This is a genomic window from Paraburkholderia sp. GAS33 (genome assembly GCF_050436645.1).
Classification (GTDB): Bacteria; Pseudomonadota; Gammaproteobacteria; order Burkholderiales; family Burkholderiaceae; genus Paraburkholderia; species Paraburkholderia phenazinium_B.
The window spans coordinates 673,738-699,077 of the sequence record NZ_JBNDMP010000001.1; the positions used below are offsets into that span (position 1 = coordinate 673,738).

The following is a 25,340-nucleotide window of genomic DNA, read 5'->3' on the forward strand; positions in this document are numbered from 1 at the left end:
CGCTCTCGCGATCCACTTTTGTTATCGCATCTTCCAATACTCGAATTGTTCCGGTATCGGCCACGCCGTATATTGGCTGACACCAACACAACCACACTGTGACCCGGGTACGACTGGGTGTCATAGGAGCGAGACAAGCGATGAACCGAATCGATCTGGAGGGGCGTACCGTCGTCATTACTGGCGGGGCGCGTGGAATTGGCTATGCAGTGGCGCAGCGCGCGCTGAACTCGGGCGCCTCGGTGGCGCTGTGGGACGTCGACGCGGCGCGTCTCGAGCGCAGCCGCGGCGAGCTGGCCGAACTCGGCAAAGTCTCGACGGCGATCGTCGAACTGACCGACGAGGCCTCGGTGAATAAGGCGGTCAGCGAAACGCTTGCCGCCCACGGCACGATCGACGTGCTGATCAACTGCGCGGGCATCACCGGCGGTAACGGCACCACGTGGGAGCTGGAGCCCGATGTCTGGCGCCGCGTGATCGACGTGAACCTGATCGGCCCGTATCTGACCTGCCGCGCTGTGGTACCGCAGATGCTCAAGCAGGGCTACGGCCGCATCGTCAATATCTCCTCGGTAGCCGGCAAGGATGGCAACCCGAACGCGTCGCACTACAGCGCCTCGAAGGCCGGCCTGATCGGCCTCACCAAATCTCTCGGCAAAGAACTCGCCACCAAAAACATTCTGGTCAACGCCGTCACGCCGGCGGCAGCCAAGACCGAAATCTTCGATTCGATGTCGCAGCAGCATATCGACTACATGCTCTCGAAGATCCCCATGAACCGCTTCCTGCTGCCCGAAGAGGCGGCCTCGCTGATCCTGTGGCTGTCGTCGGAAGACTGCGCGTTCAGCACCGGTGCGGTGTTCGATTTGTCGGGTGGGCGCGCGACTTACTGATGTTCAGTCAGACGTTGAGCACGCGAGTGCTGCGTGCTCATCAACGTATGTGGCAGCCTGGACGCGCATCGCAGCGCGCCATGAGGGCGAAGCCGTCAGCACGCTGTCGTGCCAGCCTAGCCCGCGTAGACGGGGTAGTGACACCGGTCGCTGGGGCGTACGGCAGTCAAGCCGCCACGTCCCACGAGCGGATCAGGAGCAGGAGACAACATGAATCCGAATTCGCCCGCATCCCTCGAGGCGATTAACAGCAAGGTCATGCGGCGTTTGTTGCCGTTTCTTTTGCTGATGTACGTGCTGGCTTTCCTCGATCGCGCCAATATCGGCTTCGCGCAAAAAGCGCTGCAGCACGATACCGGTTTGTCGAACGCTGCGTTTGCGTTTGGCGCCGGGGTGTTCTTTATTGGCTATGCATTGTTCGAAGTGCCAAGCAATATTCTGCTGCATCGGGTGGGCGCACGTCTGTGGATGTGCCGCATCATGGTGACGTGGGGCCTTGTGTCAGCGTCGATGTGTCTTGCACCCACGCCCACCGCGTTCTACACGATTCGTTTTCTGCTCGGCGTCGCGGAGGCTGGTTTCTTCCCGGGTGTCATCTATTACCTTACGCACTGGTTCCCGCAATCGTCGCGGGCGCGTGCCGTGGGTGTGTTCTATTTCGGCGCGCCGCTCGCGTTTATCTTCGGCAGTCCGCTCTCGGGCCTGCTGCTCGAACTGCATGGCACCGCCGGTTTGGCGGGCTGGCAATGGCTGTTTCTGATCGAAGGCGCGATGGCCGCGGCTGTCGGCGTATGGGCGTTCTGGTATCTAGACAATCAACCCGAAGACGCGCGCTGGCTCGATAGGGCGCAACGTATCGCCTTACGCGCCGCACTCGACGAAAACGCTCGCGATGCCGCCGCGCATGGGCCTCGCAATCTCCTCGCTGCGCTGCTCGACCGCCGCGTGCTGGGACTCTCCGCGATCTATCTGCTGATCCAGATGAGCGTCTACGGCGTGATCTTCTACCTGCCGCAACAGGTGGCCGCGCTTTTGGGCACGACGGTGGGTTTGCGCGTCGGCCTGGTCGCGGCGCTGCCGTGGCTGTGTGCGCTAGTTGTGACGTGGCTCGTGCCGCGCCGCGCTGACCGCACCGGCGGACATCGCGCCTGGGCCGTTGCGTTGCTGGTGCTTGCCGGGCTTGGCATCGGTGCATCGGGATTGACGCATAGCCCCTTGTTTGCGCTGCTTTCGCTATGTTGCGCGGCCAGTGGCTTTATCGCCGCGCAGCCGCTGTTCTGGACCTTCCCCACGCGCTATCTGACCGGCGCAGCGGCAGCAGGCGGCATTGCCCTGATCAACTCGCTTGGCGGCCTGGGCGGTTTTATCGCGCCGTCGCTGCGCACCGCGGCGGAACACAACTTCGCTTCGACCTCAGCGGGCTTGCTGGTGCTCGGCGCGGCGAGTCTGCTGGCTGCCTTGCTGATCGGCACGCTGTTTCGCCGGGATAGCGCGCCGACGCCCCAACCGCTTACCCCATTGACACATCACTGACGCATCACCGAGACACCGCGCCCGCCAGGCATCGACGGCCGCGCTTTACTGCACTACAAACGGAGCCTCTCTTATGGCCATGCCTACTATCAAGCACGTGCGTGCCTTTATCGTCCGTGGCGGCGGCGCGGATTATCACGACCAGCCCGACGGCCACTGGATCGACGATCACATCTCGACGCCTATGGCGCGTTACCCCGAGTATCGCCAGAGCCGTCAGTCGTTCGGCATCAACGTGCTGGGCACGCTGGTGGTCGAGATCGAAGCGAGCGACGGCACCGTCGGCTTTGCTGTGACGACAGGTGGCGAGATCGGAGCGTTTATCGTCGAGAAGCACCTGGCGCGTTTCCTCGAAGGCCAGCTTGTCACCGACATCGAGAAAATGTGGGATCAGATGTATTTCTCCACGCTCTACTACGGTCGCAAAGGCGTGGTGTTGAATACGATTTCGGGTGTCGACCTGGCCTTGTGGGATCTGCTCGCCAAAGTCCGCAAGGAGCCGGTGTATCAACTGCTGGGCGGTCCGGTGCGCGACGAGCTGGTGTTCTACGCAACCGGCGCACGGCCCGATCTCGCCAAGGAGATGGGTTTTATCGGCGGCAAGCTGCCGCTGCAACACGGCCCGGCCGAAGGCGCTGAAGGACTCAAGAAGAATCTCGCGAAACTCGCCGATATGCGCTCGAAAGTCGGCGACGACTTCTGGCTGATGTTCGATTGCTGGATGAGCCTCGACGTCCCGTACGCTACCAAACTCGCACACGCGGCGCACGAGTACGGTCTGAAATGGCTGGAAGAATGCCTGCCGCCGGACGACTACTGGGGTTACGCCGAACTGCGCCGCAACGTCCCGCGCGGCATGATGGTCTCCACGGGCGAACACGAGGCGACGCGCTGGGGCTTTCGCATGCTGCTCGAGATGGAATGCTGCGATCTGATCCAGCCGGACGTTGGCTGGTGTGGCGGCATTACCGAGCTGATCAAGATTTCCGCGCTGGCCGATGCGCATAACGTGATGGTGGTGCCGCACGGCTCGTCGGTGTACAGCTATCACTTCGTGGTGACGCGTCATAACTCGCCGTTCGCCGAGTTTCTGATGATGGCGCCAAAGGCCGATGAGGTGGTGCCGATGTTCACACCGCTGCTGCTCGACGAACCGGTGCCCGTGAATGGCCGCATGAAGGTGCCGGACACCCCGGGTTTTGGCGTGCGGCTCAATCCGGAATGCGCGTTGGTGCGGCCTTATCCGCGTTGAAATGCGCCAGATGCGCCGGGCACGTTGAACGGCATGTCGAAACGTGCGTCGAAAGGCGCACGGTGCAATCCGATCGATCAAGGAGAAAGAAGTGCTGCTCAAGGACAAGGTGGTGATCGTCACAGGCGGATCGCGCGGCATCGGCCGGGCCATCGCGGTGGCTTGCGCTCGCGAAGGCGCCGATGTGGCGATCAACTACTGGGGCGACAACGACGCGTCGTACGGACGCCGCTCGGCCGTCGGAGAAGTGCTGGCCGAGATCGAGGCATTGGGCCGGCGCGCGCTGGCAGTGGAAGGCAACGTGGCCGCGCATGAAACCGGCACGGAACTGGTGCGTCGCACGGTGGAAGCGTTCGGCAAGGTCGACGTGCTGGCGAGCAATGCGGGCATCTGTCCGTTTCACGCGTTCCTCGACATGCCGCCGGAGGTGCTGGAAACGACGGTTGGGGTCAACCTGAATGGCGCGTTCTTTGTGACGCAGGCCGCGGCACAGCAGATGAAGGCGCAGGGAACAGGCGGCGCGATCGTCGCGACCAGTTCGATCAGCGCGCTGGTGGGCGGCGGCATGCAGACCCATTACACGCCGACCAAGGCCGGCGTGCATTCGCTGATGCAGTCGTGCGCAATTGCGTTGGGACCGTATGGCATCCGCTGCAACTCGGTGATGCCGGGCACCATCGCAACGGATCTGAACGCCGAGGACCTGGCCGACGAAAGCAAGAAAGCCTACTTCGAGAAACGGATACCGCTAGGCAGGCTAGGGCGTCCGGAGGATGTCGCAGACTGCGTGGTGTTCCTCGCCTCGGACTACGCCCGCTATGTGACGGGCGCGGCATTGCTGGTAGACGGCGGTCTGTTCGTCAACCTGCAGTGAACGTGCGAGGCTCAGTGGGCGGGCAGCGGCGCAATGTGACCGGCGGGAGCGGCGACCGCTGCTCCCTTGCTGCTTTCCGGTTGCGCATTCGCGTCGCGGGCAAGCTGATGCGAGACGCTACGCAGCAGGTCGATGAAATGCAGCGCGGGTTCAGCGAGCGCTTCTTCCTTGCGAGTCAGAATGCCGAAGCCGGACAGGCTTTTGCCGATTTCGACGGGCAGCGCCACCAGCAGTTTGCCGCGCACGTGATCGCGCACGACGGACTCGGGCAACATCGCGACGGCATCGTAGTTTTCGAGCAATTGCAGGGTGGCGAAGATCGAGGCGCATTCGGTCAGATTGACCGGCGTGGCGAGCCCCGCGCGGGCCAGTTCCTCTTCGAACAGCACGCGCGCCGGACTGGTCACGGGCTGTGCGACCCACGGCCAGTCGATCAGTTCGCGCAAGGTAATGGCCGAGCGCTGCGCCAGCGGATGAGCGGCGCGCACCACCAGCATCAAGGTTTCGCGGGCGAGCGGTTCGAAGCTGAAGTCGTTGTGTTGCAAGGGGCTGGTCAGCCGGCCAAGCGCCAGATCCACTTCGCGGCGGTGCAGCAACTGGACCACTTGATCGCTGGTTTCACCGAGGATGCGCACATTGAGCAGCGGCCGTTCCGTCTTCAGCGCGGCGACCGCCATGGCCAGCAGGTCGGGCGCGGCGCCCATGATGGCGCCTACCGTCAACTGTCCATGGCCGCCTTTGCGCTTGACGTCGAGGTCTTCGGCAAAGCGGGTCAGCTCCGCCAGCGCGCGGCGCGCATAGGCGAGGGTGACGACGCCAAGCGAGGTGGGCTGCATGCCGCGCGCGTTGCGCTCGAACAGCAGGAAGCCGAACGCTTCCTCGATATCGCCCAGCATGCGGGACGCGCTGGGTTGCGCGACATTGACCGCATCGGCGGCCTGATGCAGGTTGCGGGCGTCGTCGAGCGCGACCAGCAGCGCCAGATGCTTGAATTTGAGCCGGTTGACGAGGGCGACGGTGGCAGCGTTCTGGCTCATTGGGCAAATGCGGTGACTGAGGCGGTGAAAAGTGCGTCGGAAGACACGGCTTGCAAATGCAATCGCCGGGCATGCGATCCGGTTTCTGGATCGCCCAATCCCAACAACGGATTGAGATGCTATCGATCGAGGAATTATAGTCGGTTCAGACGCTTCCCCCAGAAAGCGCCCCGGCAGATCAAAACCCAACACGGGAGACAGGCCGCAATGGAGACAATCGCTTTCCGGATGGTGCTTAACCCCGGCATGCGCGACGAATACGAGCGCCGGCATCAGCAGATCTGGCCCGAGCTGGTTGATGCGTTGCAGCAGGCGGGCGTGCGCGACTACCGTATCTTCTTCGACGCGGGCACCCACCACCTCTTTGCCATCCTGACACGTACCCCCGATCATCATATGGACCGTTTGCCCGAGCTCGAAGTCATGCGCAAATGGTGGGATCACATGGCCGACATCATGCAGACCGCCCCGAATCACACGCCGCTGCAGCAGGCGCTGGAGCCGGTGTTTCATCTGCAGACGGCGGGTTGAAGCGAGGAGGCTATTCCATGCAAGTTGTCGACCCGCATATCCATCTGTGGGATCTGAAGACGCACCATTACCCGTGGCTTGCGAATCCGGGCGTGTCGTTTGTTGGGGACGCGCGCGAACTCAAGCACGACTATCTGCTGGCGGATCTGCTGCGCGAAGCGGGCGAGATCCAGATTCTGAAAGTGGTGCACGTGGAGGCGAATCACGACCCCGCCGATCCGGTCGAGGAGACTCGCTGGTTGCAAGGCCTCGCGAATGAGGCTGGGTCGCGCGGCATGCCGAATGGCATCGTCGCGGGCGTTGATCTCTCTGCGCCGAATGCCGCGCAGGTTTTAGAAGGGCACGCGGCCTTTGCGAATACGCGCGGCATCCGGCAGATCCTGAACGTGCACGAGAACAAGCTGTTCGACTACATCGGGCGCCATCTGATGCGCGATTCCGTATGGCGCGAGAATTTCGCGCTGTTGCGGCGCTATGACATGTCGTTCGATATGCAAATCTATCCGTCGCAGATGGACGAGGCTGTGGCGCTGGCCCAGGCCCACGCGGATACGCAGTTCATCATCAATCACGCGGGAATGTTCGTTGACCGCAGTAGCGTGGCCGGATACCGCGCATGGCGCGACGGCATGCGCAAGTTGGCCGGCTGCCCGAACGTGGCCGTGAAACTCAGTGGCTTCGCGATGTTCGATCACCAATGGACGGTGGAAAGCCTGCGTCCTTATGTGCTCGAGACAATCGATACGTTTGGCGTCGAGCGCGCGATGTTTGCATCGAATTTCCCGGTGGACCGTTTGTTTGGCTCGTACGAAGATCTTTGGCGCGCCTACGCATCGATCGTTGCGGATGCAAGCGTTGCCGAAAAGGACGCGCTGTTTCGCCGCAACGCTGAGCGCGTGTACCGGATCTGATGCGGATTTGACGTCGTCACCCGGCGACGTGGCAACACAGCATCCCCGATGAAACGCGGCGCGCTTACGACGCCGCATGATGGAGGAGACAGGCAGTGCAGCAACAGACAACCGCTACGCCCCGGCTTGAACTGCGGCATGCGAGCAAATCGTTCGGGCGGGTGCGCGCGTTATCCGACGGCGACCTCAAGCTATTGCCGGGCGAAGTGCATGCGCTGCTCGGCGAAAACGGCGCGGGCAAATCGACGCTGGTGAAGATTCTTGCCGGGGTGCATCAACCCGATACCGGAGAGATTCTGATCGATGGCGTCGCGCAGAGCTTTGCGACGCCCGCCGCGGCGCGCGATGCCGGTCTCGCGGTGATCTATCAGGAACCCACGCTGTTCTTCGATCTCTCGATTGCCGAGAATATCTTCATGGGCCGCCAGCCGGTGGACCGTATTGGACGGATTCAGTACGACGCGATGCGCAGCGAAGTGAATGGCCTGCTCGCATCGCTCGGTGTCGATCTGCAGGCGGATCAACTCGTGCGCGGGTTGTCGATCGCCGACCAGCAGGTGATTGAAATTGCCAAGGCGCTATCGCTGAATGCGAACGTGCTGATCATGGATGAGCCGACCGCGGCGTTGTCCTTGACCGAAGTAGAGCGGCTCTTTGCGATCGTGCGCAAGTTGCGTGAACGCGATGTCGCGATCCTGTTTATTACCCACCGTCTCGACGAAGTATTTGCCTTGACGCAGCACGTCACCATCATGCGCGACGGTGCGAAGGTATTCGACGCGCCTACCGCGGATCTCACGACGGCGGCGATTGTGGCCAAGATGGTCGGGCGCGATCTGGAGAGCTTCTACCCGAAGGCGGATGTCGCGCCTGGCGAAGTGCGTTTGTCGGTGCGTGGACTGACGCGGTTGGGTGTGTTCAAGGACATCTCGTTCGAAGTCCGCGCGGGTGAAATCGTGGCGCTGGCGGGTCTGGTCGGCGCGGGACGCAGCGAAGTGGCGCGGGCGATCTTCGGTATCGATCCGCTCGATGCGGGTGAGGTGCAGATTGCTGGCAAACCGCTTGCCACTGGACGCCCCGCCGCAGCAGTGCGCGCCGGGTTAGCGCTGGTGCCGGAAGACCGTCGTCAGCAAGGTTTGGCGCTTGAACTGAGCATCGCGCGCAATGCGTCGATGACGGTGCTCGGGCGCCTCGTCAAACACGGACTCATCTCCACGCGCAGCGAAACGCAACTTGCGGCGCAGTGGGGCACGCGTCTGCGTCTGAAAGCGGGTGACGCCAATGCACCAGTCGGCACGCTCTCGGGCGGCAACCAGCAGAAGGTCGTGCTCGGCAAATGGCTCGCGACCGACCCCAAGGTCCTGATCATCGACGAACCCACGCGCGGCATCGACGTCGGCGCCAAAGCGGAGGTGTATAGCGCACTGGCGGAACTGGTCACGAACGGCATGGCCGTGCTGATGATCTCTAGCGAATTGCCAGAGGTGCTCGGCATGGCCGACCGCGTACTGGTGATGCACGAAGGACGTATCAGCGCCGAGATTGCACGCGCCGATGCGAACGAAGAACGGATCATGGGCGCCGCGCTAGGCCAGCCTATGAACCCACTAGGGCACGCCGCATGATGCGCCACTCCCATACTCATCCTCATCCGGCGCCGGTGCGGCCTCCCGTCGCCGGTGGTCCGCCTGCGAAAACGGGCGGACTGGTTTCCGCACTGGCAAAAAGCCGCGAAACCACGCTGTTCGTCGTGCTGATATTGCTGATCGTGGGCACGGCACTCGCGCGGCCGCAGTTTCTGAATCTGCAGAATCTGCGCGACGTGCTGCTGAATGTGTCGATTATCAGCCTGCTGACGGCCGGCATGACGGTCGTGATCCTGATGCGGCATATCGATCTCTCGGTGGGATCGACGGTCGGTATCAGCGCCTATGCGGTTGGCAGTCTGTATGTCGCGTTTCCGCATATGCCGGTGATCGTGGCGCTGGCGGCTGGTCTCGCGATCGGCCTGGTAGCGGGTGGCATCAATGCGCTGCTGGTGGCGGTAGGGCGCGTGCCGTCGCTGGTCGCCACGCTGTCGACGCTCTATATCTTCCGCGGTGCGGACTATGCGTGGGTGCATGGCGGACAGATCAACGCGACCAGTTTGCCCGATGCCTATTCGCGGCTCGCGACCGGCGTGTTCTTCGGCGTGCCGACGCTCGCCCTGATCGCCATTGTGGTGCTGATCGGCTTGTCGGTGTATCTCAAACAGTTTCGCGCCGGCCGTGAGCACTATGCGATCGGTTCGAATCCGGAGGCGGCGCGGCTCGCGGGCGTCAATGTCGAGCGGCGCGTGATGTCGGGCTTTCTGTTGTCCGGTGCGATTGCGGGCTTTGCGGGCGCGCTATGGCTCGCGCGTTTCGGCACTGTGGATGCCAGTACTGCTAAAGGTATCGAACTGCAGGTGGTAGCCGCAGCGGTGGTGGGCAGCGTCGCGATTACGGGTGGTGTCGGCACCATCCTCGGCGCGACACTGGGTGCGCTGGTGCTGGGCGTGATCAGTATCGCGCTGGTGGTATTGCGCGTGTCGCCATTCTGGGAACAGGCCATTCAGGGCGCGCTGATCGTCGTGGCGATCGCAGCCGATACCTTGCTGGCCCGCTCCGTCGCCAAACGCATGATAAGGAAACGCGATCATGGCTAAACCCGATTCCGCGCTGCTAACCCGCAAACGCGAGACGCCGTTGCGCTGGGAACTGCTGCTTGTGATTGTGCTGGCGTTGTCGCTGGCCCTGGGCCGTGTGCTGTCGCCGGTGTTTCTGACCGGCGCGAATATCAGCAACGTCCTCGCCGATCTCACCGAAATCGCGCTGATGGCGCTGCCGATGACCTTGATCATCGTCGCCGCTGAAATCGATCTCTCGGTGGCTTCGGTGCTCGGGGCATCGAGCGCGCTGATGGGCGTGCTGTGGCATATGGGTCTGCCGATGCCGGTCGTGATCGTGCTGGTGCTGATCGTCGGCGCGCTGGCCGGGCTGCTGAATGGTCTCGTGATCGTCAAGCTGAACCTGCCTTCGCTTGCTGTGACGATCGGCACGCTCGCGCTGTTTCGCGGCCTCGCTTATGTGCTGCTCGGCGATCAGGCGGTCGCGGATTTTCCGGCTGGCTACACGGCCTTTGGCATGAACAACCTTGGCCCGACGTTTATCCCGCTGCCATTTGTGATCGTGATCGTCGGCGCCGTGATTTTCACGGTGCTGTTGCAGGCCACGGCATTTGGCCGCAGCCTCTATGCGATCGGGGCCAATCCGACTGCCGCGACGTTCTCCGGTATCGAAGTGGCAAAAATCCGCTTGCGCCTGTTTGTGTTGTCGGGCGCGATGAGCGCGCTAGCCGGCGTGGTCTATACGCTGCGCTTTACCAGCGCGCGTGGCGACAACGGCGAGGGCTTCGAGCTTTCCGTGATCGCGGCGGTGCTGTTCGGTGGTGTCAGTATTTTTGGGGGGCGCGGCTCGATGGTCGGCGTGTTGCTGTCGCTGCTGATTATCGGCGTGCTGAAAAACGCGCTGACGCTCGATGACGTCTCGAGCGAAACGCTCACGATCGTCACCGGCGTGCTGTTGCTGGCGTCGGTGCTGATCCCCAATCTGGTGGCCCGCTGGCGCGCGATGCGCGACCGGCGGTTTATCGCCAGGTCGTCGGCGTCCTAGTTTTGCCGTACGGCTGTTGTACGGTGTGCCGTTCCTGATATCAACAACCCGGACGCATTAACGTCCGATTATCTAGCCAGGAGACACTTCATGTTCAAACCCCTACGTCAGGCCGGAGCCGTCGCGCTCTGCGCCACGCTGCTGGGCATCAGCCTCGCGGCCGGCGCGGCCGATCTCAAGAGCGGCCTGAAGATTGCATTCATCCCGAAGCAGATCAACAACCCGTACGAGGTGATCGCCGATAACGGCGGTATGGCCGCGATCAAGGAATTCGGTGGCGTCGGCAAGGTGGTGGGGCCGTCGGATGCGGGCGCTTCGTCCCAGGTGCAATACATCAATACGCTGATCACGCAGCGTCAGGATGCGATCGTGATCGCCGCCAATGACGCGAACGCGGTCGTGCCTTATCTGAAGAAGGCGATGTCGCAAGGCATCAAGGTCGTCACGTTCGACTCGGATACGGCGCCGGAAGGGCGGCAACTGTTTGTCAATCAGGCCAACGCGGAAGGCATCGGGCGCGGGCAGGTCCAGCTGGTCGCGAAGCTGATGGGCGGCGAGGGCGAGTTTGCGATTCTCTCGGCCACGCCCAATGCGACGAACCAGAACACCTGGATCAAGTGGATGCAGGAGGAGTTGAAGAAGCCGGAATACTCGAAGATCAAGCTGGTGAAAATTGCCTACGGCAATGACGATGACCAGAAGTCGTTCGTCGAGACTCAGGGCCTGCTGCAGGCTTACCCGAATCTGAAGGCGATCGTTGCGCCGACGACGGTGGGTATTGCGGCGGCGGCACGCTACATCTCGACGTCGTCCAGCAAGGGCAAAGTGGATGTGACTGGCCTGGGCACGCCGAACCAGATGCGCGCGTTCGTCAAGAACGGCACCGTGAAAGCGTTCCAGTTGTGGGATCCGAACCAGCTCGGGTACCTCGCTGCCTATGCCGCTGCGGCGCTCTCATCGGGGACGATTACCGGCAAGGAAGGCGAGTCGTTCGACGCGGGTAAGCTAGGCAAGCGCACCATCGGGCCGCAGGGCGAAATCATTCTTGGACCGCCGACCACATTCGATTCGAGCAATATCGACAACTTCAATTTCTAACGCGCAAGCGTCAGGAAGAGGGCACGCGGTTGTGCCTGGCAAAACGCCCTTCGGGGCGTTTTTGCTATCGGAAGGAACTATTTGTGAACCTTGCAAAGTTGTTTGGCAAAAATACTTTGCGGGTAAACACCCGGTCAGCTGTTTGATCGCCTAAGTAGCCTATAAAATCTGTCAAATAACACGCAAATATAACCAAAAATAACGATCGGCCCTTCGCATAAAATCATTCAACTTCAATGTTGCTTGACAACTATTCCCCCGGTTGATTATCTTGGCGTCCATGGTGCGACGCTGCATGGTGGTGCGTCCGCGGTGCGATCCGCGGCAAGCAGACGCCGCACACCACACTAAACAGCACGTCAGCACACGGCGGCACTCCGGAGGAGCAAATGGGCAAGGTTAGAGGCATGCGCTGGTGGATGATTGGACTCGTCACCTCGGGTCTGATCGTCAACTACATTGCGCGCAATTCGCTGGCGGTGGCCGCGCCGGAAATGAACCGGCTGCTGAGCATTTCGACCGCGCAGTACTCGTATATCGTCGCGTCGTTCCAGGGCGCGTACATGATCATGCAACCGGTGGCTGGCTACGTGCTCGATGTGGTCGGCACCAAGATCGGCTTCGCTCTGTTCGCCATCGCGTGGTCGGGCGCCTGCATGTTGCACGGCGCGGCCAACGGCTGGATTTCGCTCGCGGTGTTTCGCGGCATGCTCGGCCTGACCGAAGCGGCCGGTATCCCTTCGGGCCTCAAGGCCACCTCCGAATGGTTTCCCGCCAAAGAGCGTTCGATTGCTACGGGCTGGTTCAACATCGGCTCGTCGATCGGCGCGGTGATTGCGCCGCCGCTCGTCGTCTGGTGGGTGCTGCACGGCAACTGGCGTATGGCGTTCGTGTCGATCGGCGTGCTTGGGCTTGTGTGGAGCGTGCTGTGGCTGCTGCTGTACCGTGCGCCGAAAGATCAGCCACGCCTGTCCGATAGCGAGCGCGATTACATCCTTGAAGGCCAGGAAGCGCAACACAAGACAGCGACGGCAACCCGCCCCTCATGGCGCGCTATCGTCAAGCGCCGCGCGTTCTGGGGCATCGCGATTCCGCGTTTTCTCGCCGAACCGGCCTGGCAGACCTTCAATTTCTGGATTCCGCTCTATATGGTGAGCGTGCGTCACATGAATCTGAAAGAGATCGCGATGTTCGCGTGGCTGCCGTTCCTTGCGGCTGACATCGGTTGCGTGCTGGGCGGTTATCTCGCGCCGTGGTATCAGAAGCACTTCAACACCTCGCTGATCACCTCGCGCAAACTGGTGGTCGTGACGGGTTCGTTGTGTATGATCGGACCTGCCTGCATCGGTCTGGTGACCAGCCCGTATGTCGCTATCGCGCTGTTCTGTATCGGCGGGTTTGCGCATCAGACGCTGTCCGGCGCCCTTTACACTCTCGCTTCCGACGTGTTCGGCAAGAACGATGTCGCGACTGCCACCGGCTTGACGGGGATGGCCGGTTATGCGGGCGCCACGCTGTTTTCGCTGGCGGTGGGTGTGCTGGTGGCGCTGGTCGGTTATGACCCGCTGTTTGTCTCGCTCGCCTGTTTCGATCTTATCGGGGCCGTCGTAGTATGGCTCGTGTTGAAAGAACCGGCCGAGCCGCAGCAGCGCACCGCCGATGCAGTTCCGCGCGGTGCCGACGCGGCACGCGCATAAGCAACCGCTACCTCTGTCCGGCCACGGCCTGCTGGACGGCGGTGGCAGAATCGGAGAAGTCGCAGGATGAGCAATCAGCAGGAATCGACGGGTAAGCCGTTTAAACGGCTTTTGTTGACCGGTGCGGCCGGCAATCTCGGCCGGCAGTTGCGCGGCGCGCTGGCGCAATGGGCGGATGTGGTGCGTCTGTCCGATATCGCGCCAATGGGCGAAGCGGCTGCGCACGAAGAGCACGTCGTGCTCGATCTTGCAGACCGTGCAGCGGTGGACGCGTTGCTCGAGGGCGTCGATGCTGTCGTGCATCTGGGCGGCATCTCCACGGATGCGCGCTTCGACGATCTTCTCGAAGCGAATATTCGCGGCGTCTACAATCTGTACGCCGCGGCGCAGAAGCATGGCGTGAAGCGCGTGCTGTTTGCGAGCTCCAATCACGCAATCGGTTTTCATCCAACCACGTCTGTGCTCGATGTGGATTCCCCGCTGCGTCCGGATAGTCTCTATGGCGTGACGAAGTGCTTTGGCGAATCGCTGTCGCGCTACTACTTCGACCGCTTCGGTCTGGAGACGGTGTGCATGCGGATCGGTTCTTCGTTCGAAGCACCGAAGAATCCGCGCATGCTGGTGACCTATCTGAGCTACCGCGACTTTATCGAACTGGTGCGCTGCTCGCTGTTCACGAATCGCGTGGGGCATGCGATTGTGTACGGCGTATCGAACAACCGGGTCTTGTGGTGGGATAACAGCAAGGCTGCGTTTTTGGGTTATCGGCCGCAGGACAGTTCCGCCGAGTTCGATGGGCTGTTTCCGGTTCAGGCGCCGACTGAGGAATTCGACGATCCCGCGCAGCAGTTTCAGGGTGGGATGTACGTGGTCGGGCTGCCGCAGTCTTGAGTCGATTCTCGGGTAGCGCCGCCGGGGAGGCGACGGCGGTGAGGCAGTTCTGTGCCGTCACCGCCGCCTCACCGGTATCATCTGCGCTTTCAGACCGCTAAGGCTTCCTCACTATAAAACGGATAGTCGGTATAGCCGGCCTCCGTGCCGCCGAAGAAGGTCGGGCGATCGTACGGATTCAGCGGCAGCTTGTCACGCAGACGCGCAGGCAGATCCGGGTTGGCGATGAAGTCCCGTCCGAAGGCAACCAGGTCCGCGTCGCCAGCCTTGACGATAGCCTCGGCCGTATCGCCCTTGAAGCCACCCGCCGCGATAATCGTGCCTTTGTAATGCTGGCGGATCAGTTGCGTCGCCACGGGGCGCTGATCCTTGCTTTCATCGTCGACATTCCCCAGCACCCGCGGTTCGATCAGATGCAGGTAAGCCAGATCCAGCTTGTCCAGTTGCTCTGCTACGTAACTGAAAAGGCCAACCGGATCGCTATCCGACATATCGCCCCACGAGCCGCTCGGACCAAGACGCACGGCCACCTTGTCGCTACCCCACACCGAGATCACCGCACGGGTGACTTCCAGCAGAAAGCGCGCGCGATTCTCGAAGGAACCGCCATAGATATCGGTGCGCTTGTTGCTGCCGTCCTGCAGGAACTGGTCGAACAGATAGCCGTTAGCTGCGTGCAGTTCCACGCCGTCGAAACCTGCTGCGACACCGCGTTCTGCAGCACGCCGGAAGCTTTCCACCAGCCCGGCAATTTCTTCGATTTCCAGCGCGCGATTCGGCGTGTTGGGAACCCAGCCCGACTTCGTATAAGCAACGCCGCCATGGGGAATCGCTGAGGGTCCAACTGGCTGGCTGCCAGCGGGTTGCACTTCGGAGTTCGATTGCCGCTCGGCGTGATAGAGCTGCAGAAAGATCTTGCCACCCTTGGCATGCACAGCATCGGTCACAAGGCGCCAGCCGGCGATCTGGCTGTCGTCGAAGAGACCCGGTGCGCCAAGATAACCGTTGCCGTTCGCAGCGGCGATAGTGGCCTCGCTGATCAGCAATGCCCCTTCGGAAGTACGTTGTGCGTAGTATTCGGCCATCAGCGGGCCTGGTTTGGCGCCGTCCTCGGCGCGCATGCGCGTGAGCGGAGCGAGCACCACGCGGTGCGCGAATTCATATGGGCCGACTCGAACGCCGGTAAAGAGTTTGGACATGATTCCCTCTGCTTGAGATCTGGTTTAGCACGGTGGACGTACCGCCAGGTTTTTGCCTGAGAGTGTGGAAAGTCCGTTGCCTTGACGAGAACTCTATGCCGATCGTGCAGCGGGAAAAACAGGCTCACGTTCCGAACATTGCGGACATGGGTGTCACACATGGCGCGATTCATCGCCGCGCGAAGCGCGCCGTATCACCTGTGGCGGCTGCCCGAACGCGCGCAGGAACGCGCGCCGCATCCGTTCGCGATCGCCAAAGCCGGTATCGCGCGCCACGACTTCAATGGGATGCAGACCCGACTCGAGCATCAGACGCGCCGCCTCGATGCGCAGATGCTCGACCGCCTTTGCCGGCGATTGGCCGGTCTCCGCCCGAAACGCGCGGCTGAATTGCCGTGGACTCAAATGGGCCGCTTCGGCAAGCTGCTCGACCGACAGTTCGGTATGAAGATTCTGTTTCGCATAGGCGAGCGCCATCTGAATCCGGTCGGAGCGCGGCTCCAGCTCGAGCAGCGCTGAATATTGCGACTGGCCGCCCGCGCGTCGGTGATAGACGACGAGTTTCTTCGCCACCAGTCGCGCGATCTCGGCCCCAGCATCTTTTTCAACGAGTGCCAGCGCCAGATCGATGCACGCCGTCATGCCCGCAGAGGTCCACACCGGGCCGTCGATGATAAAAATGCGGTCTTCCTCCAGCTTCACCGCGGGGTAGTCCTGACGCAGGCGCGCCGCGAAAAACCAGTGGGTGGTTGCGCGTCGTCCGTCGAGCAGACCCGCTTGCGCAAGATTGAACGCACCGGTGCAGGTTGAGCCGATGCGCCGCGAGGTCTGCGCCGAGCGCTGCAAAAAGGCGATCAGTGCTGCGCCGGGTTCGATCACTTCGTTATCGCCGACCACCAGCACGGTATCGAAACGGCTGTCGTCGAATGGCTGCGTCTCGACCGCGAAGCCGGTCGAGGTCTGCACTGGGCCGCCATGCTCGGACAGCAGCACGAACTCATAGAGGGGCTCGCTAGCCGTCACGTTGGCAAATTCAAAGACCGTCGTGACAGCCAGGTTGATGACCTGGAAGCCGCGGTACAGCACGATTCCAATACGCAACATGATGGATTCCCTGGGCGTCGCACCGATGGTCAAAGTGATGTCCTAAAAAGTGGCATCTATGACATTTGAGACTTCCGAGTCTACGCTTAATCTTCGTTCCATGCAGGCCGACATGGGTTGGCGCTAACGGAGAAAGTTGATGAACGACACGACACACAAGGGCACAGCGTTGATTACCGGCGCTTCTTCCGGAATTGGTGCGATTTACGCAGATCGCCTTGCCCACCGCGGTTACGATCTGATTCTGGTGGCGCGCAACCGCGAACGGCTCGGCAAGCTGGCTAATCGTCTGACGAGCGCGACGGGCCGTTCGATCGAAGTGGTTGCAGCGGACTTGGGTAACAAGGCCGACGTGCGGCGCATCGAAGAGATTCTGCGCAGCGATTCGAGCATCACGATGCTGGTGAACAATGCAGGGATCGGCGGTGCCGGCCCGCTGCTCGTTTCCGACGTGGACACCATGGAAGCGATGATCGATCTGAACGTCACTTCGCTTACGCGGCTGACGTATGCGATTGCGCCGGCGTTCGTCGCGCGGGGAACGGGCACGATCGTCAATATTGCTTCGATCGTGGCGGTGGCGCCGGAAATCCTGAACGGCGTGTACGGCGGCACCAAGGCATTCGTGCTGGCGTTCAGCCAGTCGTTGCACCATGAGCTGGCGGCGAAGGGTGTCCGCGTGCAAGCGGTGCTGCCAGGTGCGACTCGCACCGAGTTCTGGGACGTCGCGGGCCACCCCGTTGAGAACCTGCCGCAGAGCATTGTGATGAGCGCGGACGATCTCGTCGACGCAGCGCTCGCGGGACTGGATCAGGGCGAACTGGCCACGGTTCCGTCGCTGCCCGATGCGGCCGACTGGGCCGCGTTCGAAGCGGCGCGCGCCGCGCTGGGACCGAACCTGTCCCGCAGTGAGCCGGCTGCGCGTTACGGCGTGAAGAGCGCCGCTTGAAGTACTGCTTGAAGTAAAGGAGCCGCGGTGTTCGCGGCTCCTTTATCCGTGCCCGGGCTTTGCTTGCCGACGCGGCACGGCTTTACGTGATTAGCGCAGCGCTTCCAGTTCAGCGAACTCCCGATCGCTCAGACTGATCTCCGCGGCGGCCACATTCTCGCGAAGATGGGTGCGCTTCGATGTCCCCGGAATCGGCAACATCACCGGGCTGCGCTTGAGCAGCCACGCCAGTGCAATCTGGCCCGCGCTGACGTTGCGTGCGGCCGCCATTTTTTGTAGCGGCGAGTCCGCTTGCGTCAGACTGCCGGCTGCGAGCGGATACCACGGAATAAAACCGATGCCGTGTTTTTCGCAGTGTTCGAGCACGTCCTCGCTAGCGCGATCGGACAGGTTGTAGCGGTTCTGCACCGTCGCGACCTTGAAATACTTCGAGGCAGCCTGAATGTCCTCGACCGATACTTCGCTCAAGCCGGCAAAGCGGATCAACCCCTCGTTCTGCAACGAACGGACTGCATCGAACTGTTCGTCGCGCGGCACCTTCGGATCGATCCGATGCAGTTGCCATAGAGCAATCTGCTCGACGCCCAGATTCTGCAGGCTCTTCTGTAGCCTCTGTCGCAGATGTTCCGGACGGCCATCCGGCTCCCAGCGATCCGGTCCTGGTCGATGCAGCCCGGCCTTCGTCGCAATCAGCAGATCGGTGTACGGATGCAACGCTTCGCGGATGAGCTGCTCGGACACATCGGGGCCGTAAGAGTCCGCCGTATCGATGAAATTCACACCGAGCTCGCGCAGGCTCTGCAATGTGCGCACTGCCTCGGCCGGATGGTCAGGCGGTCCCCAGATACCCGGGCCTGTAATGCGCATGGCGCCGTATCCCAGACGATGGATCTCGACTTCGCCGCCCAGTTTGAAAGTACCCGACGCTTCTGCCGACGGATTGCTCAGATCGCTCATTGCTCGTCTCCTTATGGTGAATGTCGTGAGTCTAAAAGATTTAACGAAACTCAACCGGCGAGCCGTCTTGTTGCCTGGCGTCTGAGGAGGGAAACAGGTGCTCGCCCATAAAGTCCACGAAGACACGAATCTTCGGCGAGAGATGCCGGCCGGAAGGCCATAACGCTCGCAGTACACCGGGATTGCCGGGCAGTTCTTGCAGCACATGCACGAGTGTTCCACGTCGCAATGGTTCGCGTACGGTGAAGCCAGGCACGCAGCTTGCCGGTCGACTGAAAGCGATGCTGCAGGCAGGCGTGGTTCAGCAGATCTTCCGGCGTGGCAGGCGTGCCGCGCTCGGCCAGATACGCCGGCGAGCCGACGATATCTTTACGCATGGCAGGACATCGAGCGCCGCGAATACGGCGGCGCGCCGTATGTTTCTTCAGCGCAGGATTTTCGAAAACAGGACATGCCTGAAACGGACCACCGGCTGCGCGCTGCGTTGTGCCTTGGCGAGCATAAACGCGCCCTGAAGCGAGGCGACGATAAAGCCAGCGACATCGTTGCAGTCGAAATCCACCGGCAATTCGCCCGCTTTGACCGCCGACGCCAGGCAGTATTCGAGGCATTGCTGCTGCTCCGCGAAGATCTCCACGACGCGATGGCGAATCGCATCGCTGTAGTCGCTTGCCTCCAGGGCAAATTTGCCGAGCAGGCAACCGTTGCGCGTCTGGTTCACGCAAAGGCGGGAGATGTTCCAGTCGATGTAGTCGCCCAGCCGTTTGAGCGGCGCAAGCGCATCGTTGCGCAGCGTCTCGTCCAGGACCTGGCGGCTATTGGCGAAGTAAAGCTCGAGAACCTCGAGACCGAACGCTTCCTTGGAGGCAAAGTGGTTCGTGAACGACCCTTGCGGAACGCCCGCGGCCTGGACGATGTCGCGCACGCTAGCGCCCGCGAAGCCTCGTTCATGGACAACCTTGAGGCCTTCGGTAAGGATTTTTCCGCGGTGTGAGGGTCTTGGCATGGTCAGGAAATTGTACGGTCGTCCATATTGGGGCGTCAACGGAAACGGCCGCCGGAGAAGCCGGAACCTTATCCCGCTGGATACCAGGGGAATCCTTGACATCCATTATGGGTTCAATTTTAATACGGACAGTCGTATTGGTTGGTGGAAAATCGCGAATTTTTATCGTGCGCGCTCGTCGTGGACGGCTTATCGCGCCGCCGGCCTTGCAAACTCTGCCCGGGTAGACGGGCAAACGTCAGAATTCAAAGGGATCGGAATATGGACCGGCTTCAGGCAATGAAAGTGTTCACGCGGGTTGTCGATACGAACAGCTTTTCGCGCGCCGCGGACACGCTGGATCTGCCGCGTGCGTCGGTCACTACGATCATCCAGAATCTCGAGGCGCATTTGAAAGTACGGCTGTTACAGCGCACGACCCGGCGCCTGAGCCTCACGCCGGATGGCGCCGCTTATTACGAACGTTGCGTGCGCATCCTGGCGGACATCGAGGAAACGGAAAGCTCTTTATCGCAGGCGAGAAGGACGCCGCGCGGCAAGTTGCGCGTCGATATGCCGAGTGCGCTCGGCAAGCTGGTCGTGATGCCCAAGATCGACGAGTTTCATGAGCGCTACCCCGACATCGAACTGATGGTCGGCTTCGGCGACAAACCCGTCGACCTGATTCAGGAAGGCGTGGACTGCGTGATCCGCATTGGCACCCTGCAGGACTCGAGCCTCGTCGCGCGACGTATCGGGGTGTTTCAGCGCGTGACGGTGGCAAGCCCGCTTTATCTCGAACAACGCGGTACGCCGCGGACGATCGAAGATCTGCAGGATCATGTCGCCGTTAACTACTTCCTGGGCCGCACCGGGCGCGTGATGGATCTGAGCTTTGGCGTCGACGGGCAAACCGTCGATGTGAAGATGCGCGGCAATATCGCCGTGAACGACGCGGAAGCTTACGTCGCGAGCGGCCTGAAAGGCGTGGGTCTCCTGCAGGCGCCGCGGTTTATGGCGTTGCCTCATCTGCGTTCCGGCGAACTGGTCGAGGTGTTGTCGCAATGGCAGCCGTCGCCGCTGCCGATCTCGGCGGTGTATCCGCATAACCGGCATCTGTCGCCTACGGTGCGGGTTTTCGTCGACTGGGTGGCGGAACTGTTTGGCCGCTGCCCGCTGTTCTCGGGTCAGGAAGACGCCGAACAGCGTTGCCTGCCGACCGTTGCGGCTGAACCGGCCATCCGGCGCAGTGCCCCAGTGGTGGCTGCGGATGATCTGGAGTTGGCGGTCTGAGCTGACGAGCACAGCTTGTCCAGCCGGGCCCAACTATGCGGTAATCTCCTGACGCTCCATTGAGCAAGTTGGCGGCGTTGGCCTGCGGGCCCACGCCGCCAACTGCTCTTCGTCGAGCCCACCACGAGGTGACCTATGGATTATCTGGAGAGTCTGCGAGTCTTCCGTGCCGTCGTCGAATCCAGGAGCTTTACGCGTGCCGCGGACATGCTCGGTCTGACCACGCCGATCGTGTCGCGCTCTATTTCCGGACTCGAACGCCGTCTCGGCAGCCGTCTGTTCAACCGGACTACGCGACAGGTTTCGCTGACCGAAGCGGCAGAACACTTCTACGAAGGTTGTGCGCGGATTCTCGACGATCTCGAAGCGCTCGAAGCCGACGCGTCTGCGCAGACCCGCGAGCCGAGCGGCGTGCTGCGCCTCGTCGCGCATACAACCGCCACCGTCAACCGGCTGGTGCCGCTGGTCTCCAGCTTCAAGCTCAAGCATCCCAAGGTAAGTCTTGACGTCACGCTCACGGAGCGGCCCGTCGATCTGGTCGCGGACGGCTTCGACCTTGGTCTCGTGCTGCCTTTTATGCTGAGTTCCGACACGGTTGTCACGCGGCTGCTCGAGCGCATGCCGTTCGCCATCGTCGCGACGCCGGATTATCTGAAGCGGCATTCGCGACCGACGCATCCGTCGGAGCTGACCGAGCACATGGTCGTCGTACTCTCGCCGGCGTTTCGCAAGCCCCAGCTAACCTTCCGGCTTGGCGCCGAGGATTTGACGGTACCGCTCAGATACGATATCGCCTCGAATAACGCGGTATTCAACCGGGAGATGGTGCTGCAGGGGTTTGGGATTGGCGTCTTGCCCGCAGGCCTGGCCCAGGCCGAGCTATCTGGCGGACGACTGGTAGGCATTCTCGAAGAATTCGAGCTCATCGATGCCGTGGTCGATTTGCGGCTCGCGTATAACACGCGCACGCTGTTGCCTGCCAAGGTCAAGGCGTTTGTCGAACACGCGGCGGAGTTCTTTGCCGATGTGCTGGCCGTCGAGGCAGCATCGGATCTGAAGGGCAGGGCATAGGTCGGACGATTTGACCGTAGGCCGATGATCGGGCTGACTAGGGCCGACGCCGCCGCGCCCAGCCAGCCCAAGCCGCTTGCCGACCCGATTCTTGTCGCAATCACAACAATCAGATGTGCTCAGGAGATTGCTCCGGCAAGTCTGCATCTCTAATCTGTGCACATGCACACATCACCCGAAAACGACGACTGCTTCGCGATCCGGCAAGCCGCCCGCCATATCTCCCAGCTTTACGAGCGGCATTTGTCTGAAGCAGAAGTCACACCGACGCAGTTCAGCATCCTCACCGCGTTGCGGGACGGCGCGAGCCTGACGATGCTCGAACTCGCACAGGCGATGGTGATGGATCGAACCACGCTGGTACGCGCGCTCAGGCCTTTGCTTCGAAACGGTCTGATCGCCAATGAACCGGATGGACAGGGCGCCCGGCGTCTGCAACTGGTGCTGACCGCCTGCGGTCGCGCGAGGCTGGATGAAGCGATGGTGCATTGGCTGGCCGCTCAGGACGAGTTTGAGCGCAAGTTTGGACCGCAGCAGGCTGCCATGCTCCGACGCGAACTGTTCCGTCTGACCCGCGACGTTTCGAAGGCTTAAAGAAAGATTGGGCCGTTGGCCCAGGCAGTAAAGGCAATTTTCCATTCAATTTTGTGCATATACACAGGTGAAACCATGTCGAGTCCTTCAACACCCGTTCCGGTCGTTCCCGCGGCCCCTACCGAAGCTGCCAAGGGCAGGCGCATTCCATGGATGCGCCTCGCCTATGGTCTCGTGGCGGTGGTCCTTGCCGCCGCTGCGGGCTACTGGTTCCTTGTCCTGCGCTTCGAGCAATCTACCGACGATGCCTACGTCGGCGGCAACGTGACGGTGATGGCGCCCAAGGTCAACGGCTTCGTCACGGACATCCTTGTGCAGGACAACCAGCACGTCAGCGCAAACCAGGTGCTGATCCGGCTGGACGCGCGCGACTATGACGCCAAGCTTGCGCAGGCCACGGCAGAAGTGGATAGCGCCCGTGCCGCCGTATCGGAGTTGCAGGCACAACAGGTCTTGCAGGCGGCGGTGATCAACCAGCACCAGGCGGAAGTGCGGGCCTCTTCGGCTGAACTGACGCGTAGCGCTCAGGACCAGACGCGTTACCGCGAACTGGTCAAGGACGACGCCGTGTCCAACCAGATTGTCGAGCGTGCCGACGCGGATTTCTCCAAGGCACAGGCCGCGGTGCAAAGCAGTGGGGCAGCGGTGCTTGCTGCTCAACGCGAACTGGATGTGCTGGGCGCGCAGATCGCCGATGCGCAGGCGCGCGTCAACACGGCGCTGGCCGCGCAACGGGTCGCACAACTGAACGTGGAATACACGACGATCCGCTCGCCGGTGGATGGTTATATCGGCAACCGCACCGCGCGGGTCGGTATGTTGGCCAATATCGGCGCACCTTTGCTGACGGTGGTGCCGTCCACCGATCTCTGGGTGGACGCGAACTTCAAGGAAGATCAACTCAGGAAAATGCGGATCGGCGACAAGGCCGACGTGGAGCTCGACGCATCGAGCATCCCCGTGCACGGCTATGTCGAAAGCCTGGCGCCTGCTACCGGCGCCACCTTCAGCGTGCTGCCGCCCGAAAACGCGACCGGCAACTTCACCAAGATCGTGCAGCGCGTACCGGTGCGGATTCGCCTGAACGTGCCGCGCGGCATGGAGAACGTGTTGCGCCCCGGCCTGTCTGCGACCGTCGAAGTGCATCTTGCGGACGGCTCGCAAGCATCGAGCGCTCATTGAGCGGACAAGGCCAACATCATGACAAGCGCTCATCCCCTCGATCCGGCCTCCCAGCCGATGCGGCAACGCGTGTTTGCATTCGCACTCATGTGTCTGGGATTTTTTATGGCAACCCTGGATATCCAGATCGTCGCGTCCTCGTTGAGGGACATTGGCGGCGGCCTCTCTGCGAGTCAGGATGAGTTGTCGTGGGTCCAGACGGCTTATCTGATCGCGGAAATTCTCGTGATTCCGATGTCCGGCTGGCTTTCCAAAGTGTTTTCAACGCGCTGGCTGTTCGTCGCCTCTGCGGTGGGTTTTACCATTACCAGCATGCTGTGCGGCATCGCTTGGGACATCAACTCGATGATCCTGTTTCGCGGCCTGCAGGGTGCCATGGGCGCAGCGATGATCCCGACGGTATTCACCACGGCTTTCGTGCTGTTCCCTGGCAAGCAGCGGCTGGTTGCGTCTACCACGATCGGCGCGTTGGCTTCGCTTGCGCCGGCGATCGGGCCGGTAATCGGCGGCTGGATCACCGATCAGTGGTCGTGGCACTGGCTGTTCTATCTGAATGTCGTGCCAGGTGTCGTGGTGGCTGCTCTGGTGCCGAAGTATGTGAATGTCGATAAGCCCGACCTGTCGTTGCTGAAGAAGGGCGATTACCTGGGAATCCTGCTGATGAGCGGATTTCTCGGCTGCCTCGAATATGTGCTGGAAGAAGGTCCGCGCAAGAACTGGTTCGGCGATCACATCATCATTACCTGTACGTGGATTTCGGCGATCTGCGGCTTTCTCTTTCTCGTGCATGCGCTGACCACCGATGACCCCATCGTCGATCTGCGCGCGCTCGTGGTAAGGAATTTCGGCATCGGCAGCTTGCTGTCATTCATCACCGGAATCGGAATCTTTGTGGCGGTGTTTCTCACGCCTGAGTTTCTCGGCCAGGTTCGCGGCTTCAGTTCGCTGCAGATCGGTATCGCGCTGCTTTCGGTCGGAGTATTCCAGTTGTTCGCCCTCGGGGTCTATGCAATGGTGGCGCGCTTTGTCGATATGCGCCTGTTGTTGCTGTTCGGGTTGATCTGCTTCGGCCTCGGCTGTTACCTGTATGTACCGCTGACGCACGATTGGGGCTGGCAGCAACTGCTGTTGCCGCAGGCCTTGCGCGGCATCGGTCAGCAGTTCGCAGTGCCACCGATTGTCACGATGGCGCTCGGATCGCTACCCCAGTCGCGGCTGAAGTCAGCCAGTGGACTGTTCAATCTGATGCGTAATCTGGGCGGCGCGATCGGCATTGCGGTTAGTGCGACCATGCTCAACGACCGCCTCAACTTCCACTATCTGCGGCTCAACGAAAGCGTCACGACTGGCAGTCCGCAAGTCGAGTCCTTGCTGACCGAGCAAACCGCGCATTGGTCATCCGTGGCAGGCGATGTGCTCAACACGACCCAGTCCGGGCTCGCCAATCTTCACGCACTGGTGTTGCGCGAAGCCTTGGTGCTGACCTACTCGGACACCTTCTATGTGCTGTCGCTGTGCTTCATCGTGGCGATAGCAAGTGTGCTGTTTTCCAAACCTTTCTCTAACAGTGCGCCGCCGCCTGACGCACATTGAGGCC

The 25,340-nt window shown here is 61.6% G+C and carries 24 protein-coding genes; 18 read left to right on the plus strand and 6 right to left on the minus strand.

Annotated elements, in window-relative coordinates:
- Nucleotides 1-140: 140 nt before the first annotated feature.
- The 4 genes from P3T24_RS03110 to P3T24_RS03125 all read left to right on the plus strand — a co-directional run bounded on the left by P3T24_RS03110 (nucleotide 141) and on the right by P3T24_RS03125 (nucleotide 4,552).
- Nucleotides 141-893 (plus strand): SDR family NAD(P)-dependent oxidoreductase, encoded by a 753-nt coding sequence (locus P3T24_RS03110; RefSeq protein WP_074268766.1) that lies wholly within the window; start codon nucleotides 141-143, stop codon nucleotides 891-893.
- 210 nt (nucleotides 894-1,103) lie between these two features.
- Nucleotides 1,104-2,426 carry an MFS transporter gene (locus P3T24_RS03115; protein ID WP_429432354.1) on the plus strand — a complete coding sequence of 441 codons (1,323 nt, stop codon included), beginning with the start codon at nucleotides 1,104-1,106 and terminating at the stop codon, nucleotides 2,424-2,426.
- A gap of 73 nt (nucleotides 2,427-2,499) precedes the next feature.
- Complete coding sequence (rhmD, locus tag P3T24_RS03120; protein ID WP_074268764.1) at nucleotides 2,500-3,678, plus strand: L-rhamnonate dehydratase; 1,179 nt, start codon at nucleotides 2,500-2,502, stop codon at nucleotides 3,676-3,678.
- A gap of 91 nt (nucleotides 3,679-3,769) precedes the next feature.
- Nucleotides 3,770-4,552 carry an SDR family NAD(P)-dependent oxidoreductase gene (locus P3T24_RS03125; RefSeq protein WP_429285733.1) on the plus strand — a complete coding sequence of 261 codons (783 nt, stop codon included), beginning with the start codon at nucleotides 3,770-3,772 and terminating at the stop codon, nucleotides 4,550-4,552.
- 11 nt (nucleotides 4,553-4,563) lie between these two features.
- Here P3T24_RS03125 and P3T24_RS03130 read toward each other — a convergent pair whose 3' ends face one another.
- Nucleotides 4,564-5,589 (minus strand): LysR family transcriptional regulator, encoded by a 1,026-nt coding sequence (locus tag P3T24_RS03130; protein ID WP_429285732.1) that lies wholly within the window; start codon nucleotides 5,587-5,589, stop codon nucleotides 4,564-4,566.
- Nucleotides 5,590-5,796: 207 nt separating this feature from the next.
- Between P3T24_RS03130 and rhaM the strand changes: the two genes are divergently transcribed.
- The 8 genes from rhaM (at nucleotide 5,797) to P3T24_RS03170 (ending at nucleotide 14,409) form a co-directional block, all read left to right on the plus strand.
- Nucleotides 5,797-6,120 carry an L-rhamnose mutarotase gene (rhaM, locus tag P3T24_RS03135; RefSeq protein ID WP_429432357.1) on the plus strand — a complete coding sequence of 108 codons (324 nt, stop codon included), beginning with the start codon at nucleotides 5,797-5,799 and terminating at the stop codon, nucleotides 6,118-6,120.
- A 17-nt stretch (nucleotides 6,121-6,137) separates the two neighbouring features.
- Nucleotides 6,138-7,031 (plus strand): amidohydrolase family protein, encoded by an 894-nt coding sequence (locus P3T24_RS03140; protein ID WP_429432360.1) that lies wholly within the window; start codon nucleotides 6,138-6,140, stop codon nucleotides 7,029-7,031.
- Nucleotides 7,032-7,126: 95 nt separating this feature from the next.
- Nucleotides 7,127-8,656, plus strand: coding sequence for a sugar ABC transporter ATP-binding protein (locus P3T24_RS03145; protein ID WP_429432363.1), 1,530 nt, complete (start codon nucleotides 7,127-7,129; stop codon nucleotides 8,654-8,656).
- Nucleotides 8,653-9,717 carry an ABC transporter permease gene (locus tag P3T24_RS03150; protein WP_074268758.1) on the plus strand — a complete coding sequence of 355 codons (1,065 nt, stop codon included), beginning with the start codon at nucleotides 8,653-8,655 and terminating at the stop codon, nucleotides 9,715-9,717. Before P3T24_RS03145 ends, P3T24_RS03150 begins: the two co-directional genes overlap by 4 nt.
- Nucleotides 9,710-10,723 carry an ABC transporter permease gene (locus tag P3T24_RS03155; RefSeq protein WP_429432366.1) on the plus strand — a complete coding sequence of 338 codons (1,014 nt, stop codon included), beginning with the start codon at nucleotides 9,710-9,712 and terminating at the stop codon, nucleotides 10,721-10,723. Before P3T24_RS03150 ends, P3T24_RS03155 begins: the two co-directional genes overlap by 8 nt.
- A gap of 90 nt (nucleotides 10,724-10,813) precedes the next feature.
- Nucleotides 10,814-11,821 (plus strand): rhamnose ABC transporter substrate-binding protein, encoded by a 1,008-nt coding sequence (rhaS, locus tag P3T24_RS03160; RefSeq protein WP_122158912.1) that lies wholly within the window; start codon nucleotides 10,814-10,816, stop codon nucleotides 11,819-11,821.
- A 389-nt stretch (nucleotides 11,822-12,210) separates the two neighbouring features.
- Nucleotides 12,211-13,518 (plus strand): MFS transporter, encoded by a 1,308-nt coding sequence (locus tag P3T24_RS03165; protein WP_429432369.1) that lies wholly within the window; start codon nucleotides 12,211-12,213, stop codon nucleotides 13,516-13,518.
- A gap of 66 nt (nucleotides 13,519-13,584) precedes the next feature.
- Nucleotides 13,585-14,409, plus strand: coding sequence for an NAD-dependent epimerase/dehydratase family protein (locus tag P3T24_RS03170; protein ID WP_429432372.1), 825 nt, complete (start codon nucleotides 13,585-13,587; stop codon nucleotides 14,407-14,409).
- Nucleotides 14,410-14,498: 89 nt separating this feature from the next.
- Here the strand turns inward: P3T24_RS03170 and P3T24_RS03175 are convergent, their stop codons facing one another.
- Both P3T24_RS03175 and P3T24_RS03180 read right to left on the minus strand, forming a co-directional pair.
- Entirely contained in the window at nucleotides 14,499-15,608 is a 1,110-nt protein-coding gene (locus P3T24_RS03175) for an alkene reductase (protein WP_429432375.1), read from the minus strand.
- 153 nt (nucleotides 15,609-15,761) lie between these two features.
- Nucleotides 15,762-16,712: a GlxA family transcriptional regulator gene (locus P3T24_RS03180; RefSeq protein WP_429432378.1), complete on the minus strand. Its 951-nt coding sequence runs from the start codon at nucleotides 16,710-16,712 to the stop codon at nucleotides 15,762-15,764.
- 139 nt (nucleotides 16,713-16,851) lie between these two features.
- On the opposite strand from P3T24_RS03180, the gene P3T24_RS03185 reads away from it, so the two are divergent.
- Nucleotides 16,852-17,661, plus strand: a complete 810-nt coding sequence (locus tag P3T24_RS03185; protein WP_429432381.1) for an SDR family NAD(P)-dependent oxidoreductase — start codon at nucleotides 16,852-16,854, stop codon at nucleotides 17,659-17,661.
- A 90-nt stretch (nucleotides 17,662-17,751) separates the two neighbouring features.
- Here the strand turns inward: P3T24_RS03185 and P3T24_RS03190 are convergent, their stop codons facing one another.
- The 3 genes from P3T24_RS03190 to P3T24_RS03200 form a co-directional block, all read right to left on the minus strand.
- Nucleotides 17,752-18,618 (minus strand): aldo/keto reductase, encoded by an 867-nt coding sequence (locus P3T24_RS03190; RefSeq protein ID WP_429285723.1) that lies wholly within the window; start codon nucleotides 18,616-18,618, stop codon nucleotides 17,752-17,754.
- A gap of 40 nt (nucleotides 18,619-18,658) precedes the next feature.
- Complete coding sequence (locus P3T24_RS03195) at nucleotides 18,659-18,874, minus strand: LysR substrate-binding domain-containing protein (protein ID WP_074268751.1); 216 nt, start codon at nucleotides 18,872-18,874, stop codon at nucleotides 18,659-18,661.
- 168 nt (nucleotides 18,875-19,042) lie between these two features.
- Nucleotides 19,043-19,624 carry a TetR/AcrR family transcriptional regulator gene (locus tag P3T24_RS03200; RefSeq protein ID WP_429432384.1) on the minus strand — a complete coding sequence of 194 codons (582 nt, stop codon included), beginning with the start codon at nucleotides 19,622-19,624 and terminating at the stop codon, nucleotides 19,043-19,045.
- Between the two features lie 261 nt (nucleotides 19,625-19,885).
- Between P3T24_RS03200 and P3T24_RS03205 the strand changes: the two genes are divergently transcribed.
- The 5 genes from P3T24_RS03205 to P3T24_RS03225 all read left to right on the plus strand — a co-directional run bounded on the left by P3T24_RS03205 (nucleotide 19,886) and on the right by P3T24_RS03225 (nucleotide 25,336).
- A complete protein-coding gene (locus P3T24_RS03205) occupies nucleotides 19,886-20,896 on the plus strand; it encodes a LysR family transcriptional regulator (protein WP_074268749.1) in 1,011 nt (336 codons plus the stop codon).
- Between the two features lie 135 nt (nucleotides 20,897-21,031).
- Nucleotides 21,032-21,967: a LysR family transcriptional regulator gene (locus P3T24_RS03210; protein ID WP_429432387.1), complete on the plus strand. Its 936-nt coding sequence runs from the start codon at nucleotides 21,032-21,034 to the stop codon at nucleotides 21,965-21,967.
- A 162-nt stretch (nucleotides 21,968-22,129) separates the two neighbouring features.
- A complete protein-coding gene (locus tag P3T24_RS03215) occupies nucleotides 22,130-22,561 on the plus strand; it encodes a MarR family winged helix-turn-helix transcriptional regulator (RefSeq protein ID WP_074269486.1) in 432 nt (143 codons plus the stop codon).
- Between the two features lie 75 nt (nucleotides 22,562-22,636).
- The gene (locus P3T24_RS03220; protein ID WP_429432390.1) at nucleotides 22,637-23,743 is read left to right on the plus strand and encodes an HlyD family secretion protein; all 1,107 of its coding nucleotides are present in this window, start codon (nucleotides 22,637-22,639) and stop codon (nucleotides 23,741-23,743) included.
- An 18-nt stretch (nucleotides 23,744-23,761) separates the two neighbouring features.
- Nucleotides 23,762-25,336, plus strand: coding sequence for a DHA2 family efflux MFS transporter permease subunit (locus P3T24_RS03225; RefSeq protein WP_074268746.1), 1,575 nt, complete (start codon nucleotides 23,762-23,764; stop codon nucleotides 25,334-25,336).
- Nucleotides 25,337-25,340: the final 4 nt, after the last annotated feature.